Source organism: Pseudomonas sp. FSL R10-0399, from assembly GCF_009600165.1.
Classification (GTDB): Bacteria; Pseudomonadota; Gammaproteobacteria; order Pseudomonadales; family Pseudomonadaceae; genus Aquipseudomonas; species Aquipseudomonas helleri.
In genome coordinates this window covers 1-15315 of record NZ_WIWK01000072.1, presented here as the reverse complement: position 1 = coordinate 15315, position 15315 = coordinate 1, and the positions used below count along the sequence as shown (strand labels likewise).

Genomic DNA, 15315 nt, shown 5'->3' with positions numbered 1-15315 from the left:
CCAAATGTAAAAACACCCTTGTCCCTGTAGGAGCGAGCTTGCCTCGCGATCTTTTAAAAGCTCGCGCCTACAGAAGCCGGTTCAGCGGGTTACCACTTGTAGTCAACACTGGCCATGATGTTGCGGCGGTCACCGTAGTAGCAGTAGAAACCGTCGCACGTTGACAGGTATTGCTTGTCGAAAACGTTATTGGCATTGACCGACACGGTGGCGCCTTTAAGGGCTTTGCTGACCTTGCCGAGGTCGTAATGCACGGCCGCGTCATACACGGTGTAGGCGTCTGTATGACCGTAAGCGGCGTCAGCCACGTAGCCTTTGCTGCCAATGGCGATATTGTCGGTTTCGCCGATGTAACGCGCCCCGAAACCAATGCCGAAGCCTTCCAGTGCGCCTTTGTGCCAGGTGTAGTCAGCCCAGATGGAGGCCTGATGCTCGGGTGTCAGCGGCAGCGGGCGGTTTTTGTCCAGCGGGTCTGAAACTTTGGTCATTTTGGTGTTGGCGTAGGTGTAGGCGGCGGTCAGTTTGAGGTTGTCGTTGACGTTGCCCACGGCCTCCAGTTCCAGGCCTCGCACGTTGGCTTCACCCAAGGGGCGGCTCACGCCAAGGGTGTCGCTGAGCACGATGTTTTTGCGGGTCAGGTCATACACGGCGGCAGTGAAGAGCATCTCGCTGCCCGGTGGCTGGTATTTAAGGCCCAATTCGTATTGCTTGCCTGTACCGGGCTTGAACGCTTTGCCGCCAAAGCCCCCCGGTTCGGCCTGGAACGACTCGGCATAGGACACGTAAGGGGTGAACCCGGAGTCGAACACGTAGCTCAGCGCCGCATTGCCGGTAAAGGCGCTGTCGTCGCGTTTGTCGCGGGCATCGTTCTGGTTGTAGAAGGTGGTGTCGGTGTGCAGCCAGTCTTGACGCCCGCCCAGGGTCAGACGCCAGTTATCCAGCGCCATCTGGTCTTGCAGGTACAGGCCGGTGTCGCGGGTTTTCTGGTTGTAATCGTTGTAGGCGGTGTAGTTGACGTGGCTGAAGTCTTGCCCGTAGATCGGGTTGTTGATGTTACTGACCGGGGCAACGCCGTATTGCCATTTGTAGCTGGTATCGACGCGCTGATGATCAAGGCCGATCAGCAGCGTGTGCTTGAGCGCGCCGGTGGTGAAGTCGGCTTGCAGGTTGTTGTCTACGGCGAACTGGCTGATGTCTTCGTCCACGATGTTGGCCCCGCGCTGGACGGTGCCGTCATCGGCCACCGAACCAAAGTAACCGCCGGCGGTGATGCTCTGAAAGGACAAGTCACTTTTGGTGTAACGCAGGTTTTGGCGGAACTGCCACACATCGTTCAGGCGATGTTCAAAGGCATAGCCGAGCGCGTAGTAAGTTTTGTCGTAGAACTCCCAGTCCGGATCACCGAGGTTCTTGTGGGGCTTGACCTTGCCTGCCGGGGTGGACACCAGCGTGCCCTGAATCGGCAAGAACTGGCTGGTGGTGCCGGTGTCATCGCGGTTGAACTGGCTGAGGAAGGTCAGCGTGGTGTCCGGGTCGATGTTCCACGTCAGGCTCGGGGCGATGTTGTAGCGCTTGTCATCGGTGTGCTCGATGGTGGTGTTGCTGTCACGCACCACGCCGCTGACGCGATACAGAAAACGCCCTTCGTCGTCTATCGGTCCCGTGCTGTCAAAGCTGATTTGCTTGCGCTGGTAGCTGCCGATTTGCAGTTGTACTTCGTGGCTGGCGGTGTCTTCGGGGCGACGGCTGACCATGTCCAGCAAGCCGCCTGCGGGGGTTTGCCCGTACACCGATGAAGCCGGACCGCGCAGCAAGGCGACGCGCTCCAGGTCCCAGGTTTCCAGCTTGGGCATGGTGTAGGAGCCTTTGGGCAGCGGCAGGCCATCGAGGAATTGAGTGGGTTCAAAGCCGCGCACTTTCAGCCATTCCGAGCGGCTGTCGCTGCCATAGCTGCTGGCGGTGACGCCGGGCATGTAACGCACGGCATCGTCGAGGTTTTGCGCCGCGCGATCTTGCATCTGGCTGCGCGTGGCGACCGAGATTGAGCGTGGGGCTTCTGCCAGCGCGGTATCGGTTTTAGTGCCCGCCGCTGAGCGCTGCGCCAGGTAGCCGGTAACTGGCCCCCAAGCACTTTCGTACCCGCCCTGAGCGGAAATCGTGGTGGCTTCCAGGGCTACGGCGCCCTGCGTGATTGCGATCAGGGTGTAGCTGCCTGCGCTGCCCGGCACCAACTGCAACCCCGTGCCGCGCAACGCTTCACGCAGCGCCGTGGTGGGTTCGAACGTGCCCTGCACGGGCGCCGAGGCTTTGCCGGCCAGCAATGCCGGGTCCATGGCCAGGGTCAGGCTGGCCTGGCTGGCGATCTGGTTAAGCGTGGCGGCCAACGGCCCGGCGGGCAGGTTGTAGCTGCGCGAGGTGGTGTTTTGTTCGGCGGCTATTAACGCGGTGCTGGCCAGCGGTGCGCCTAGGGCAATGGCCAGGGTCAACAGGCTGGGGCGCAAAAACGTATCGAAGGTGCGGGACATTCGGCGGATTCCTGAATGGAAATTGTTCTCAATGACTAGGAGCCGAACGAGCAGCGAAAAGTGATAGGGCTAATTGAAAATAATCTGCATTTATTTTTCTGGCGCCGGGGCGACGGTGATCCACCACGGGGTGAGCTGTTTGACCTTGACCGGCAGGATCGGCGGCAGGGCATTGAGCGCCAGCTCGAGGTTGTCCAGCGGGAAGCTGCCGGTGATGCGCAGGTCGGCCACGCGCGGATCAACGCCCAGATGCCCGCGGTGGTAGCGATTGAGTTCGCCGACCATGTCGGCCAGGCGCACGTTGTCGAGCACCAGCATGCCGCGTGTCCAGGCGTCGGCCCCGGCGGTGACGGTGAGCATTTGGCCGAGGTGGTCGCGGTGCATGAGCACTTGCTGGCCTGCGCTGAAGATGACGTCCTCAACGCTGTTTTCGGGGTGCGCCGCCACGCGTGATTGCAGCACGCTCAGGCGTGTGCCGTCGTCTTCGCGCTTGACCATAAACCGCGTGCCCAAGGCCCGCAGGGTGCCGTCGCGGGTTTGCACGACAAAGGGTCGCGGGTCGCCGTGGCCGGTCTGCACCATGATCTCGCCGGCTTGCAGGATGATGCGCCGGGTGTCGCCATCAAACTGAACATCTACCGCGCTGTGAGTGTTGAGGTTGATCACGGTGCCATCGGCCAGTTGCAACTGGCGTTGCTCGCCGGTGGCGGTGCGTTGGTCGGCCATCCAGTAATCCAACGGCAGGTAGTTTTTGCCCGCGAACAGGGCCAGCCCGCACACCAGCGCAATGCTCGCCAGGCCGCTGCCGAGTTTGCGCACCCGCTGATGCACCCCGCTGCGGGCGTTACGCAAGGCATTGCGTGCGGCCAGGCTGGTGCTGCTGAAGCGGTGGTCGAGCATGCCCAGTTGTTGCCAGGCGCGGGCGTGCTCTTCGCTGGCGGCGTACCACTTGTCGAATTCGGCCTGTTGCACCGGGCTGCCATTGCCGCAGTCCAGGCACAGTTGCCAGGCAATGGCCGCGTCGAGCACGCGGGCTGACACCGGTTTGGAACTGATCGCGCTCACGTCGGCTCGCCATACAGCGCGATGTAGCACTGGCGCATGCCTTGGGCCAGGTACTGACGCACACGCGGCACCGACACGCCCAAACGCTGTGCGATGTCGGCATGGGGCAGGCCATCGAGGCGGCTGTACAGGAACGCCGCCCGGGCCTTGCTCGACAGCTTGCCGAGCAGGCGGTCGATGGCTTTGAGGTCTTCGAGGATCAGGTGTTGTTCTTCGGGCGAGGGCTGCTCGGCCTCGGGCAGTAGCGTCAATTCGTTGAGGTACGCCTGCTCCAGGGCGGCGCGGCGAAAGTAGTCAAACAGCAGGCCCTTGGCGATGGCCGCGAGAAACGCCCGGGGCTCACGCGGGGCGCTGAGTTCGCTGCGACCCAGAAGGCGCACGAAGGTGTCCTGGCTCAAGTCCTCGGCGCGTTGCGGGCACGCCACATTGCGCCGTAACCACGCCAGCAGCCAAACGCGATGGTCGCGGTAAAGCGAGCCAACCAGTTCGTGCTGAGGGTTTTGGAGTGAGGACAACGGCTGCACCGAGGGCAAGTTTTAACTAACGATAATTATTCGCGATTGTGTCAGAGGGGAACGGGCGGCGCAATTGACGCTCATCGGCTAACCGTAGGAGCGAGCTTGCCTCGCGATCTTTTAAATGTTCAAAAGATCGCGAGACAAGCTCGCTCCTACAGAGGGATGGGGGCGCTCTTAAAAGCTGTGAATGATCTTGCGCCGTTGCCACTGGTTGAGGCGCTGTTGCAGGGCCTGGGGGCTGTCGATGCCTTGGGCGCGGGCGCGGCTGAACAGGATGAGCGTCAGCTCCGCCGTGGCCAGGGCGTCGGCGCTGGCGTTGTGGCGGTCTTCGACATACAGGTTGAAGTGCTTGATCCAGTGATCCAGCCCGGCCTCGCGGCCCTGATGCTGCGTGCAGAGCATGGGCGCCAGGGCTGCCACGTCCATAAAGGCATGTTGCAAGCGGTAACCCAGGCTGTCTTTGAGCGCACGGGTGAGCATGTGCTGGTCGAACGGGGCGTGAAAGGCCAGCAGCGGGCTGTCACCGACAAACGCCATAAAGTCCAGCAGGGCGTCGGCCGGGTCGCTGCCGGCAGCAATCGCACTGGGCCCCAAGCCATGCAGCAAGACGCTGGGGCTCAGCGGGTTGTCAGTGCGCAACAAGGTCCGTTCAAAGGTTTGGCTGAAGTCGATGGCGCCGTCTTCAATGACCATCGCGCCAATCGATAACACTTGGTCGCGATTGAGGTTCAGGCCGCTGGTTTCCAGGTCAACCACCACCCAGCGCTGGGCGCGCAGAGCGTGATCGCCCAGGCCGGCAGACTCGGGCAGGCGCAACAGGCGTTGCTGCTGGGCAAGGCTTAGGATCGGGGCTTTACGCGGCAGCAGCCAGGAAAACAGCTTCATAGCTGATACCGCAGGGCCAGGCTGCTTTGCAGGCGCTGCGCCTGACGCAGGGCTTCACGCAGGATGCGCCGATCCAGTTGGTTCAACTGGTCGGGGTCGACTCGGTTGGAGTACGGGCGGTTTTGCCGGGTCTGCAACTGATGCTGTTGCATGCGGGTCTGCTGAATAAAGTGATACGCCTCTTCGTAGGCCGCGCCGTCCAGCGGCTCGATCACGCCCAGGGTGGTGAGCTGGCGCAGGCGTTCAAGGGTGTTGATGGCCTCTACACCATGGGCCAGCGCCAACAGGCGGGCACCGTCAACGAACGGGCCCAGGCCCTGCACCTTGAGGTCGAGGGTGGCTTTGTCGCCGCCTTTGCGCTCCAGCACAAACTCGCGAAAACGGCCCACGGGCGGGCGATGGCGCAGGGCGTTGTCGGCCATCATGCGCTGGAACAAGCGGTTGTCGGCGACTTGCGTGAGGATCGTGCGGCGCAGGTGCTGGCAACCCTGTTCGTCGCCCCACACGGCGCGCAGGTCGAAGTAGATGCTGGAGGCCAACAGGTTTTGCGGCGTGGCCTCGCGAATAAATGCGCTGAAGCGCCGGGCCCATTCGGCGCGGGACAAACACAGCTCGGGGTTGCCGGCCATGATGTTGCCTTTGCACAGGGTGAAGCCGCAGGCCGCCAGGTGCTGGTTGATCTGCTGCGCGATGGGCAGCAGACGCTGGCGGATATCGGCGGCTTGGGCGGCGTCTTTGGCCTCGAACAAGATGCCGTTGTCCTGGTCGGTGTGCAGGGTTTGCTCGCGTCGGCCTTCGCTGCCGAAACACAGCCAGGTGAACGGCACGCCGGGGTCGCCACGCTCGGCCAGTACCAGCTCAATCACGCGGCACACGGTGTGGTCGTTGAGCAGGGTGATGATGTGGGTGATTTGGGTGGATGAAGCGCCGTGGGCCAGCATGCGCTCTACCAACTGGCTGATTTCGCCGCGCAGGTTGATCAGGGTGTCCAGCCGTGGCGCATGGCGGATGGTGCGGGCCAGGTGCACCAGATCGACCCGTTGCAGCGAGAACAAGTCGCGCTCGGAGACCACGCCGCACAGGCGCTGTTCCTTGACCAGACACACGTGGGCGATGTGCCGTTCGGTCATGGCAATGGCGGCGTCGAAGGCACTGTGATCGGGTGACAGGTAAAACGGCCCGGCGGTCATGTGCGCGTCGATGGCCTGATCAAAATCTTCAATGCCGTTGGCCACCACCTGACGCAAATCGCGCAGGGTGAAAATGCCCAGCGGCGCCTTGTGTTCGTTAACGATCACGATGCTGCCCACTTGTTGCTCATGCATCAGGCGCACGGCTTCGCGCAGGGCGGTCTGCGGGCTACAGGTGACCGGGTGGCGCATGGCCAATTCGCCCAGGCGGGTGTTGAGCGAGTATTGGGTGCCGAGGGTTTCGACGGCTTTTTGCTGCACTTGCCGGTTGACCTTGTCGAGCAGGCTGCTGACCCCGCGCAAGGCGAAATCGCGGAACTCTTCGGACAGGGCAAACACTTTGATAAACGCGGCTTTGTTCAGTTGCAGGCAGAAGGTGTCTTCAGCGGCCAAGTGTTCTGTGCGAGTGGCCCGTTCACCCAGCAGGGCGGCGAGGGGGAAGCACTCGCCAGCGGTGATTTCAAAGGTGGTTTCGACCACGCTGGCGCCCTGGTGCGTGCGCTCGCCGATGACGCGGCCTTGTTTGACGATATAGAAATGCTCGACCGGGCCGTCTTCGGGCCGAATGATGCTGTCACCGGGACCATAGAAACGCAGTTGGCACTGTTCAACCAGGAAGGCCAGGTGAGTGTTTTCCATTTGGTTAAAGGGCGGGAACCGCTGCAAGAACTGCATGGTGCCGTGGATGTTTTGCAACACCGCCGTTCGACCTGCCTGGAGAAACGCATCCGATTTGCTCATTACCGATACCGCATGATTAGCCGTTGTTGTTATCACGGGGCGTGGCCCCTGCTGGCCTTCATGCTCGGTTGTCTGCACGCGGGTGCCCATTGGACGTAAGTCTAGGAAACCTGTCTGGTGGCTGTGTTTTTCGACAACGTGCGGGCTTTTTACATTTTTCAGACCGGCCCTACTTGGAAATAGGCTTAGCTAGGTGCACATTGATCGCATTGCGGGATAACTGACTGAACCGCTTGGTTTTTAACCGGGGGCAGTTTTTGAGACGGGTATGAGCGAACACGACATTCTGACCGACGCCGAACATGAACTCTTGAGCGAGGTGATGCAAGCCCCTGCTCCGGCAGAGCAGTGCGTGTTGATCGTCGAAGATGACCCGCTTGCCCGCGAGTTGCTGGCAGAGCTGCTGTCGCTGCACGGGATTGACTGCGCGACCGCCAGCAATGGCACGCAGGCGCTGGCGCTGCTGGATTCAGCCTTGCCGATTGGCCTGATGCTGACCGATTTGCGCATGGAGCCCCACGACGGTTTGCACCTGATCCGCCAGGTACGCGAGTCGGAACGCGCTGAGCTGCCGATCATCATCATGTCGGGGGATGCAGAGGTACGGGACGCGATTGAAGCGATGCACTTGAACGTGCTGGACTTTCTGCTCAAGCCCATCGACCCGCCCAAGCTGCTGGACCTGATCAAAAAAGAACTGAATCTGGAACTCGACCCGGACTGTGATTCCGACCCGGACCCCGACCTGTAGGAGCGAGCTTGTCTCGCGATCTTTTGATCTTCTAAAAGATCGCGAGGCAAGCTCGCTCCTACAGGGGGGTACGAGGTTTTACAGGCCGTTTTTAGCCTTGAACTCACGACGACGACGGTGCAACACCGGCTCGGTGTAGCCGTTTGGCTGTTTAGTGCCTTCGATCACCAACTCGACCGCCGCCTGGAAGGCGATGTTGCTGTCGAAGTTCGGTGCCAATGGACGGTACAGCGCGTCGTTGGCGTTCTGGCGGTCAACCACCGGGGCCATGCGCTTGAGGCTTTCAAGCACTTGGGTCTCGCTGACGATGCCGTGACGCAGCCAGTTGGCGATGTGCTGGCTGGAAATACGCAGCGTCGCACGGTCTTCCATCAGGCCGACGTCATGAATGTCCGGCACTTTCGAACAGCCCACGCCCTGATCGATCCAGCGCACCACGTAACCCAGAATGCCTTGTGAGTTGTTATCCAGTTCGTTCTGGATCTGCTCAGGCGTCCACTGCGGGTTCACGGCCAGCGGGATGGTCAGGATGTCGTCCACCGAGGCCGGGGCGCGCTTGGCCAGTTCGGCCTGACGCGCGAACACGTCGACCTTGTGGTAATGCAGCGCGTGCAAGGCAGCGGCGGTCGGCGATGGCACCCAAGCGGTGTTGGCCCCGGCCAGCGGGTGAGCTATTTTCTGTTCCAGCATCGCCGCCATCAGGTCGGGCATTGCCCACATGCCTTTGCCGATTTGCGCACGGCCTTGCAGGCCGGTGCTCAAACCCACGTCGACGTTGTTGTTTTCGTAGGCCGAAATCCACTTCTCGGCTTTCATGTCAGCCTTGCGCACCATCGGCCCGGCTTCCATGGAGGTGTGGATCTCGTCGCCGGTACGGTCCAGGAAGCCGGTGTTGATGAACACCACGCGCTCGCTGGCGGCTTTGATGCACGCCTTGAGGTTGACGGTGGTGCGGCGCTCTTCGTCCATGATCCCGACTTTGAGCGTGTTGCGTGGCAGCTTGAGCACGTCTTCGATGCGCCCGAACAGCTCGTTGGTGAAGGCGGCTTCGTCAGGCCCGTGCATTTTCGGTTTGACGATGTACACCGAACCGGTGCGGCTGTTTTTGCGCGAGGCCTGGCCGTTGAGGCTGTGGATGGCCGCCAGGCTAGTCAGCAGGCCGTCGAGGATGCCTTCAGGGACTTCGTTGCCGTCCTTGTCGAGGATCGCGTCGATGGTCATCAGGTGGCCCACGTTACGCACGAACAACAGCGAACGGCCATGCAGGCTGACGGTGCCGCCATTGGGCGCGGTGTACTCGCGGTCCGGGTTCATGGTGCGGGTGAAGGTTTCGCCGCCCTTGGTCACTTGCTCGCTCAGGTTGCCCTTCATCAGGCCGAGCCAGTTGCGGTAGATCACCACTTTGTCATCGGCGTCGACCGCGGCAACCGAGTCTTCGCAGTCCATGATGGTGGTCAGCGCAGCTTCCATCAGCACGTCTTTGACGCCTGCCGCATCGGTTTTACCGACCGGGCTGGTGGCGTCGATCTGGATCTCGAAGTGCAGGCCGTTGTGTTTGAGCAGCACAGCGGTCGGTGCCGCGGCCGAGCCGTGGTAGCCGATCAGTTGCGCGGTGTCGCGCAGGCCGCTGCTGGCGCCGTCTTTGAGGGTGACCTGCAAGGCGCCGTCAACGATGGCGTAAGCCGTGGTGTCAACGTGCGAACCGCTGGCCAGCGGCGCGGCTTCGTCAAGAAAGGCGCGGGCGAAGGCAATGACCTTGTCGCCACGGACCTTGTTGTAGCCTTTGCCCTTTTCGGCGCCATCGGCTTCGCTGATGGCATCGGTGCCGTACAACGCGTCGTACAGCGAACCCCAGCGGGCGTTCGAGGCGTTGAGGGCAAAGCGCGCATTCATCACCGGCACCACCAACTGTGGGCCAGCCATGCGGGCGATTTCGTCATCGACGTTTTGCGTCGTTGCCTGGAAATCTGCGGCTTCTGGCTGCAGATACCCAATGTCTTGTAGGAAGGCTTTGTAAGCCACGGCGTCATGGGCCTTACCGGCCTGCGCCTGGTGCCAGGCGTCGATGCGCGCCTGCAAATCATCGCGTTTGGCGAGCAGTGCTTTGTTCTTGGGGGCCAGGTCATGAATGACCTTATCGGCACCGGCCCAGAACTGGTCGGCGTTGAGGCCGGTACCGGGGATGGCTTCGTTGTTGACGAAGTCGAACAGGACTTTGGCGACCTGCAGGCCACCGACGTGAACGTGTTCAGTCATTGCTTGCCTCACTCATTTTTATTTAAAGCCTGGAGCGCTTCTCAAAACACCGCCGTAGCGGGGTCATACGGGGTAAAGCAGACGCATTGACCGACCTTGTTGCCAATTATGTAGTGGTCGCCGAGGCATACTACATGATCATTTGCCGATGTGAAAATCAGACTAACTACGTCGTTCTGCGACTTTTATTAAGCTATCGGTCACGTAGAAGAACAGGATGTTCTCAAGAAAAGTGCAGGTTGTTCCAGATAATTCTAAAAACAGTACACAATTTTATATGCAGGCCCATAAAAACCCCGTGGGAGCGGGCGTGCTCCCACGGGGTTCAGGTCAGGCTTTTTTGCGCAGGCTCAGCCAGGCGTCAATGCTGTACACCACAAGGCCCGCCCAGATGAACATAAAGGCGATCAGGGTGCTCTCGGACAAGTGTTCGCCAAACACCCACACGGCAAGAATCAGCACCAGGGTGGGCGCAACGTACTGCATAAAGCCGATAGTGGTGTAAGGCAGGTGGCGCGTGGCCGCGTTGAAGCACACCAGCGGGATCAACGTGGCCGGGCCTGCGGCCACCAGCAACCAGGCTTGTGAGGTGGCCCAGAAATCGGCGTGGGCGCTGTTGGCCTCGGGGTGCATCAGCAGCCAGCCGATGGCGATGGGCACCAGAATCCAGGTTTCGACCACCAGCCCCGGCAAGGCCTTGACCGGCGCCTGCTTGCGGATCAGCCCGTAAAAGCCAAAGGTCAGCGCCAACACCAGCGACACCCACGGCAGGCTGCCGGCTTGCCACACTTGCTCGGCAACACCGATGGCGGCCAGGCCCACGGCAATCCATTGCAGGCGGCGCAGGCGCTCACCTAGCAGCAACATCCCGAGCAGCACGTTGACCAGCGGGTTGATGTAGTAACCCAGGCTGGCTTCGAGCATGCGGTCGTTGTTCACCGCCCACACATAGGTCAGCCAGTTGATGGCGATCAACAGGCCGCTGCCGCTGAGCACGGCGAGGCGTTTGGGGTTGTCGCGCAGCTCTTGCCACCAGCCGGGGTGCTTCCATACCAGCAACAGCAGCGAGCCAAATAGCGCTGACCAGAGCACGCGGCTGACAATAATCTCGGCGGCGGGCACGCTTTCCAGCAGTTTGAAATAGAGTGGGAACAGGCCCCAGATGACATAGGCGCTGAGGCCCAGAATGTACCCGCGACGCGGGTTGGCGGCTTGCATGCAGGATCCTTGGTTAGGTAACTGACTGATCTGTAGGAGCGAGCTTGCCTCGCGATCTTTAAACGATCAAAAGATCGCGAGGCAAGCTCGCTCCTACAAAGGGCACCACTTTAAAACAGTTTCAGCGGCTCTTCATTGAGCGCCGAGAGTTGTTCGCGCAACGCCAGCACCTGGTCGCCCCAATACCGCTCGCTGCCAAACCACGGGAAGCTGTGCGGGAACGCCGGGTCGTCCCAACGGCGGGCCAGCCAGGCACTGTAGTGCATCAGGCGCAAGGCGCGAAGGGGTTCGATCAGCGCCAGTTCACGGGGGTTGAAGTCGTGGAACTCGCTGTAGCCATCCATCAGTTCGGACAGTTGGCCGAGGCATTCCTGGCGATCACCGGCCAGCATCATCCACAGGTCTTGCACCGCGGGGCCCATGCGGCAGTCGTCGAGGTCGACAATATGGAATACCTCGTCGCGGCACATCATGTTGCCGGGGTGGCAGTCGCCGTGCATGCGGATGTTGCTGTGCGGGGTGGCGGCGTACACGTCTTCGACACGCTTGAGCAGATCGCGGGCCACCGACTCGTAGGCCGGTAACAGGCTGCGCGGGATGAAATTGCCTTCGAGCAAGGTGTTCAGCGAGTCATGGCCAAAATTCTTCACGCCCAGGGCTTCGCGGTGTTCAAAAGGCTTGGTGGCGCCCACCGCATGCAGACGTCCGAGCAGTTGGCCGAGGCGGTACAGTTGGTCAAGGTTGCCCGGCTCGGGGGCACGGCCACCGCGTCGCGGGAACAAGGTAAAGCGAAAACCCTGGTGTTCGAACAGGCTTTGGCCGTTATGAATGATCGGCGCCACCACCGGCACTTCGCAGTCGGCCAGCTCGAAGGTAAAGCGGTGTTCTTCGAGGATCGCCTCGTTGGTCCAGCGCTGCGGGCGGTAGAACTTCGCGATCAGCGGCTCCGAGCCTTCGATACCGACCTGGTACACGCGGTTTTCGTAGCTGTTGAGGGCGAGCACGCGAGCGTCGCTGAGGAAACCGATGCTTTCGACGGCGTCGAGCACCAGATCAGGGGTAAGTGTTGCGAACGGATGAGACATGCTGACTCCTGCGCGCAGCAGGCTGCCGCGTCCGGCCAAGCATGTTAACGCAGACTGACCTCCGTAGGAGCTGCCGCAGGCTGCGATCTTTTGATCTTTTAAAAGATCGCAGCCTGCGGCAGCTCCTACGGGGACGTGTGTTATGTGCCGACGATCCCGCCATCTTCGCGGCTGATGGCCATGACCGAGGAGCGCGGTTTGCCGTTGGGCAGGTGTTCGGGGAAGGTCGAGCCGCCGTTTTCGCCGGGGTGCTGGATACCGACGAACAGGGTTTTTTGATCCGGCGAGAAGCTGATGCCGGTCACTTCACAGCCCACCGGGCCGACCATGAAACGACGGATTTCACCGCTGTCGGGGTCGGCGCAAAGCATTTGGTTATTGCCCATGCCGGCGAAGTCACCTGTGTTGCTGTAGTCACCGTCGGTCAGGATCCACAGGCGCCCGGCGTCGTCAAAACCCAGGCCGTCGGGGCTGTTGAACATGTTCTGCGGGGTGATGTTGGTTGACCCCCCTTTGGGCTGTTTGGGGTGCACCACCGGGTTGCCCGCAACCACAAACAGGTCCCAGTCGAAGCTGTCGGCACCGTGGTCGTCGTTGTGGGCTTTCCAGCGCAGGATCTGCCCGTAAACGTTCTTTTCACGGGGGTTGGGGCCGCCGACGGGCTGGCCGTCTTCGCCGCGTTTGGCGTTGTTGGTCAGGGTGCAATACACCTGGCCGTCTTTGGGGCTGACCACGATCCATTCAGGGCGGTCCATGCGCGTGGCGTTGACCACGCTGCCCGCGAGCCGGGCGTGGATCAGCACTTCGGCCTGGTTGGCGAAACCCTGGCTGGCGTCGATGCCGTTTTTGCCGTGGCGCAGTTCGATCCACTGGCCTTGGCCTTTGGGATGATCGGGGTGTTTGTCGCCCGCATCGAAGCGCGCCACATACAGCGTGCCGTGGTCCAGCAGGTCACGGTTGGCCTTGGGGTTTTGGGTATCGATGCGGTCACGGCTGATGAACTTGTAGATGAACTCACCGCGTTCGTCGTCGCCCATGTACACCACGGCGCGGCCATCACGGGTCTGTGCCAATGCGGCGTTTTCGTGTTTGAAGCGGCCCAGCGCGGTGCGTTTGACCGGCAACGATTTCGGGTCGAACGGGTCGATTTCGACCACCCAGCCATGGCGGTTGAGCTCGTTGGGGTTGGTCGCCAGGTCGAAGCGCGGGTCGTGCAGGTGCCAGTTGATCTCGCGGCTGGCGAGTGTGGCGCCGTAGCGCTTTTGCGCGGCGTCGAAGGTCTGCTGGGGATCTGAGCTGCCAAAGCAGTCGGTGAAGTTTTCTTCGCAGGTGAGGTAGGTGCCCCACGGTGTTTTGCCGTTGGCGCAGTTCTGGAAGGTGCCCAGCACTCGTGCGCCATTAATGTCGGCCTGGGTGCGCAGCAAGGCGTGCCCTTCGGCCGGGCCGCTGAGGCGGATCGGCGTGTTGCCGTGAATGCGCCGGTTGAACGGCGAGTCCTGGACGAACTGCCAGCCGTCGCCTTTGCGCTGCACTTCAATCACCGACACGCCTTCGCTGGCCTGGGCTTTGCGCACCTCTTCGGCCGACGTCGGCAAGCCGCCGTGGGGGTACAGGTAGCGGTAGTTGGTGTATTCGTTGTTGATCGCCAGCAGGGCTCGGTTGGGGTCGTCGGGGAAGGCGAACAGGCTCATGCCGTCGTTGTTGTCGCCAAACTGCACCTCCTGAGCGTCGGCGCTGCCATTGCCGCTGGGGTCAAAGGCCGGGCCGTTGGTGTGCAGGGGCTGGCCCCAACTGATCAACACCGAGGCGCGGTAGCCGGGTGGCAGGCTGAGGCTGTCGCTGGTGGCAGCATTGATGCTGGCAAAGCCCAGCAAGGGGCTTGCGGCCGAGCTGACCCCGGCGGCCAGTGCGCTGCGGCTGAGCAGGTTGCCACCCAGAAACATCGCCGCGCCGCATAGGGCGCCTGCGCTGATAAACCCGCGTCGACTCAAGCCAACAATGCGCTCAAGGTCGGTGGGGTGTTGATCATCCAGGAGGTTCATAGTGCGCAGGCCTTTTAAGGTTTTTGCGCAACCTTAAGCAGCGGTTATGACAGTGGTGTTGCAGAAAACGTGTGGGAGCGGGCTTGCTCGCGATGGCATCGGTGCGGTCAAAGGGTCGACCGAGGTGTCTGCATCGCGAGCAAGCCCGCTCCCACAAGGCCGTTAGAGGGGTGTGCCGAGCAACACCAGGGTCGGCGAAAACTGCACATTGACCTCGCTGCCCACCGCCAACTGGAGTGTTTCGAGGTGTTGCGGTTCACTCAGGGCGCACAAGGTTTGGCCGCTGGGCAGGCTGATGCGCACTTCGCTGGGGCTGTGATCGGCGTCGAGGATCTGTTCGATGTGCCCGCGCAGCAGGTTGTGCCCGGCCACCAATGGCTGGTCGGGCGCCGTCAATTGCAGCCAGCCCGCCTTGATCAACGCCACCACCGGGGTGTCGAGGTTCAGTTCCAGGCGCTGGGTGCTGTCGTGGGTGATTTGCGCGTGCAGCGTCAGGCCGCCGGGCAGTTGCAGTTCAATCAGGTCGTTGTGGCCATGGCTGTGGATGGCCTTGACGCTGCCGTGCAACTGGTTGCGGGCGCTGGTTCTGAGCATCAAGCGGCCCAGCAGGTCGAGGTCGCTGGCGTCTTCGGCGGCGTCCAGCACTTGGCTTTGCAGGGCTTGCAGGCGTTGATAGAGGCGCATCACCCGTTCCCCGGCCACCGAGAGGCGTGCACCGCCGCCGCCTTTACCGCCCACGCTGCGTTCAACCAGCGGGGTTTGTGCCAGGTTGTTCAGCTCGTCGATGCTGTCCCACGCCGCTTTGTAGCTGATGCCCGCGCTTTTGGCGGCGCGGGTGATCGAGCCTTGCTCGGCGATGTGCTGCAACAAGGCAATGCGCTGCGGGCGGCGGGCGATGTGCTGGGTCAGCAAAGTCGGTAGTTGCATGGGGGCGTCATTCGCAAAGCAGGGTGAGCCCCGGAAAGTGCCTGCTCAGCCCTGTGGCGTCAAGGCGGCGCGTCGGGCTTGGGCGTGCGCGCCAGGCAATACACATCCACCT

11 protein-coding genes are annotated in these 15315 nt (G+C 61.8%); 1 reads left to right on the top strand and 10 read right to left on the bottom strand.

Features of this window, described 5'->3' with window-relative positions:
* Positions 1-89: 89 nt before the first annotated feature.
* The 5 genes from GHO41_RS19010 to GHO41_RS18990 all read right to left on the bottom strand — a co-directional run bounded on the left by GHO41_RS19010 (position 90) and on the right by GHO41_RS18990 (position 6924).
* Positions 90-2525 (bottom strand): TonB-dependent siderophore receptor, encoded by a 2436-nt coding sequence (locus GHO41_RS19010; RefSeq protein WP_153434342.1) that lies wholly within the window; start codon positions 2523-2525, stop codon positions 90-92.
* 90 nt (positions 2526-2615) lie between these two features.
* Positions 2616-3590, bottom strand: a complete 975-nt coding sequence (locus tag GHO41_RS19005; RefSeq protein ID WP_048372305.1) for a FecR family protein — start codon at positions 3588-3590, stop codon at positions 2616-2618.
* Positions 3587-4105, bottom strand: coding sequence for an RNA polymerase sigma factor (locus tag GHO41_RS19000; RefSeq protein WP_048372373.1), 519 nt, complete (start codon positions 4103-4105; stop codon positions 3587-3589). Before GHO41_RS19000 ends, GHO41_RS19005 begins: the two co-directional genes overlap by 4 nt.
* 177 nt (positions 4106-4282) lie before the next feature.
* Positions 4283-4993 carry a PolC-type DNA polymerase III gene (locus GHO41_RS18995; RefSeq protein WP_153330211.1) on the bottom strand — a complete coding sequence of 237 codons (711 nt, stop codon included), beginning with the start codon at positions 4991-4993 and terminating at the stop codon, positions 4283-4285.
* Complete coding sequence (locus tag GHO41_RS18990; RefSeq protein WP_048372303.1) at positions 4990-6924, bottom strand: putative nucleotidyltransferase substrate binding domain-containing protein; 1935 nt, start codon at positions 6922-6924, stop codon at positions 4990-4992. The genes GHO41_RS18995 and GHO41_RS18990 overlap by 4 nt, the downstream gene beginning before the upstream one ends.
* Positions 6925-7192: 268 nt before the next feature.
* On the opposite strand from GHO41_RS18990, the gene GHO41_RS18985 reads away from it, so the two are divergent.
* Positions 7193-7675, top strand: coding sequence for a response regulator (locus tag GHO41_RS18985; protein WP_153434341.1), 483 nt, complete (start codon positions 7193-7195; stop codon positions 7673-7675).
* A 78-nt stretch (positions 7676-7753) separates the two neighbouring features.
* Here GHO41_RS18985 and GHO41_RS18980 read toward each other — a convergent pair whose 3' ends face one another.
* The 5 genes from GHO41_RS18980 to GHO41_RS18960 all read right to left on the bottom strand — a co-directional run bounded on the left by GHO41_RS18980 (position 7754) and on the right by GHO41_RS18960 (position 15203).
* Complete coding sequence (locus GHO41_RS18980) at positions 7754-9931, bottom strand: malate synthase G (protein ID WP_048372299.1); 2178 nt, start codon at positions 9929-9931, stop codon at positions 7754-7756.
* A gap of 330 nt (positions 9932-10261) precedes the next feature.
* Complete coding sequence (rarD, locus tag GHO41_RS18975; protein ID WP_153333517.1) at positions 10262-11149, bottom strand: EamA family transporter RarD; 888 nt, start codon at positions 11147-11149, stop codon at positions 10262-10264.
* Between the two features lie 110 nt (positions 11150-11259).
* Positions 11260-12234, bottom strand: a complete 975-nt coding sequence (locus GHO41_RS18970) for a serine/threonine protein kinase (RefSeq protein ID WP_123750880.1) — start codon at positions 12232-12234, stop codon at positions 11260-11262.
* Positions 12235-12374: 140 nt separating this feature from the next.
* Positions 12375-14276: a PhoX family phosphatase gene (locus GHO41_RS18965; RefSeq protein WP_153434340.1), complete on the bottom strand. Its 1902-nt coding sequence runs from the start codon at positions 14274-14276 to the stop codon at positions 12375-12377.
* Between the two features lie 162 nt (positions 14277-14438).
* Entirely contained in the window at positions 14439-15203 is a 765-nt protein-coding gene (locus GHO41_RS18960; RefSeq protein WP_153434339.1) for a TOBE domain-containing protein, read from the bottom strand.
* Positions 15204-15315: the final 112 nt, after the last annotated feature.

Bases quoted from the DNA above. Each gene is read 5' to 3' on its own strand.
- GHO41_RS19010 (WP_153434342.1), bottom strand. From the start codon at position 2,525: ATGTCCCGCACCTTCGATACGTTTTTGCGCCCCAGCCTGTTGACCCTG.
- GHO41_RS18995 (WP_153330211.1), bottom strand. From the start codon at position 4,993: ATGAAGCTGTTTTCCTGGCTGCTGCCGCGTAAAGCCCCGATCCTAAGC.
- GHO41_RS18990 (WP_048372303.1), bottom strand. From the start codon at position 6,924: ATGAGCAAATCGGATGCGTTTCTCCAGGCAGGTCGAACGGCGGTGTTG.
- GHO41_RS18985 (WP_153434341.1), top strand. From the start codon at position 7,193: ATGAGCGAACACGACATTCTGACCGACGCCGAACATGAACTCTTGAGC.
- GHO41_RS18980 (WP_048372299.1), bottom strand. From the start codon at position 9,931: ATGACTGAACACGTTCACGTCGGTGGCCTGCAGGTCGCCAAAGTCCTG.
- rarD (WP_153333517.1), bottom strand. From the start codon at position 11,149: ATGCAAGCCGCCAACCCGCGTCGCGGGTACATTCTGGGCCTCAGCGCC.
- GHO41_RS18970 (WP_123750880.1), bottom strand. From the start codon at position 12,234: ATGTCTCATCCGTTCGCAACACTTACCCCTGATCTGGTGCTCGACGCC.
- GHO41_RS18965 (WP_153434340.1), bottom strand. From the start codon at position 14,276: ATGAACCTCCTGGATGATCAACACCCCACCGACCTTGAGCGCATTGTT.
- GHO41_RS18960 (WP_153434339.1), bottom strand. From the start codon at position 15,203: ATGCAACTACCGACTTTGCTGACCCAGCACATCGCCCGCCGCCCGCAG.